This is a genomic window from Mesorhizobium sp. M7D.F.Ca.US.004.01.2.1, from assembly GCF_003997785.1.
GTDB classification, from domain to species: Bacteria; Pseudomonadota; Alphaproteobacteria; order Rhizobiales; family Rhizobiaceae; genus Mesorhizobium; species Mesorhizobium loti.
On sequence record NZ_RZRQ01000629.1, the window covers coordinates 1 to 1,564 of the forward strand.

Annotated in this window: 2 protein-coding genes; both read left to right on the forward strand. The window is 62.4% G+C overall.

All coding sequences use genetic code 11. The annotated features are described in order from the left end of the window. Positions 1-137 precede the first annotated feature (137 nt). Positions 138-383, forward strand: coding sequence for an RNA chaperone Hfq (gene hfq, locus EN993_RS35605; protein ID WP_006202172.1), 246 nt, complete (start codon positions 138-140; stop codon positions 381-383). Continuing rightward, positions 384-1,564 (forward strand): GTPase HflX (gene hflX / locus EN993_RS35610; protein ID WP_127266220.1); only part of this gene is annotated, 1,181 nt, incomplete at its 3' end. It lies immediately after the preceding gene.

The following is a 1,564-nucleotide window of genomic DNA, read 5'->3' on the forward strand; positions in this document are numbered from 1 at the left end:
CAGGTGGAATGAACATCAATATATCTCGTTCTGCTTGTCGTTACTGACGACAAGACGGTGTTTGCGAGCTTGACATGCGCCCGTTAATTTGGCGCATTGGCTTGCAAACCGAAGGGGATCGGCGAAAGACAAGAACAATGGCGGAACGATCGCAAAACCTTCAGGACCTGTTCCTGAATTCAGTTCGCAAGAGCAAGAACCCACTCACCATCTTCCTCATCAACGGCGTCAAGCTGACCGGCGTGGTCACTTCGTTCGACAATTTCTGTGTGCTGCTGCGCCGTGACGGTCACTCCCAGCTCGTCTACAAGCACGCCATTTCCACGATCATGCCGAGCCAGCCGGTTCAGATGTTCGATGGCGAGGAAAGCCAGGGCGCCTGATTGGCACGTGAGAAAGACGCGGACGCCACCGTTCGCGGAAAACCAGCGCATCATCCCGGGACGGAAGCCAACGGCCCGACCCGGGCCGTTGTCATTGTGCCCGTCCTTACCCGCCACCAGCGCAACGACGACGAGACCAACCGCCCACGGCTGATGCGTTCGGCTGACGCTCGCCACGACGAGGCCGTCGGCCTTGCCCGCGCCATCAACCTTGATCTGATCCACACAGCGGTGGTCACCGTCAACGATCCGCGCCCGGCGACATTGCTCGGCAGCGGCAAGGTCGCCGAGTTCGCTGAAATCGTCAAAGAGGGACATGCGGAAGTGGTCGTCGTCGACCATCCGCTAACCCCTGTGCAGCAGCGCAATCTCGAGAAAGAGCTGAACGCCAAGGTGCTGGATCGCACCGGGCTGATCCTCGAAATCTTCGGCGAGCGTGCACGCACCAAGGAAGGCACGCTGCAGGTTGAGCTCGCTCATCTCAACTACCAGAAGGGCCGCCTCGTACGCAGCTGGACCCACCTTGAGCGCCAGCGCGGCGGCGCCGGCTTCCTCGGTGGCCCCGGCGAAACGCAGATCGAATCCGATCGGCGGCAGTTGCAGGAAAAGATCATCAAGCTGAAGCACGAGCTGGAAACGGTGCGCCGTACGCGCGACCTGCACCGTGCCAAGCGCAGGAAGGTGCCGTTCCCGGTGGTGGCGATCGTCGGCTACACCAATGCCGGCAAGTCGACGCTGTTCAACCGGCTGACCGGAGCAGACGTACTGGCGCAGGACATGCTGTTTGCCACGCTTGACCCGACGCTGCGCCGCGTGCGCCTGCCGCACGGCACGCCGATCATCCTTTCGGACACGGTCGGCTTCATCTCGGACCTGCCGACGCATCTGATCGCCGCTTTCCGCGCCACCCTGGAAGAGGTGGTCGAGGCCGACCTCGTCCTTCACCTGCGCGACATTTCTGACCCCGATACAGCCGCCCAGGCCGAGGATGTCGAGCGCATCCTGGCCGACCTCGGTGTCGATGCCGGCGACGCAAAGCGTGTGATCGAAGTGTGGAACAAGATCGATCGGCTCGACGAGGGCAACCGCAGCCGGCTGCTTGCCGATGGCGCCGACGCCAGCAAGGCGCCGCCGATTGCTGTGTCGGCGGTGACCGGCGAGGGTATCGATGCGCTGAAGGC

Coding starts and splice junctions, on each gene's coding strand:
- hfq (WP_006202172.1), top strand. CDS start 138: ATGGCGGAACGATCGCAAAACCTTCAGGACCTGTTCCTGAATTCAGTT.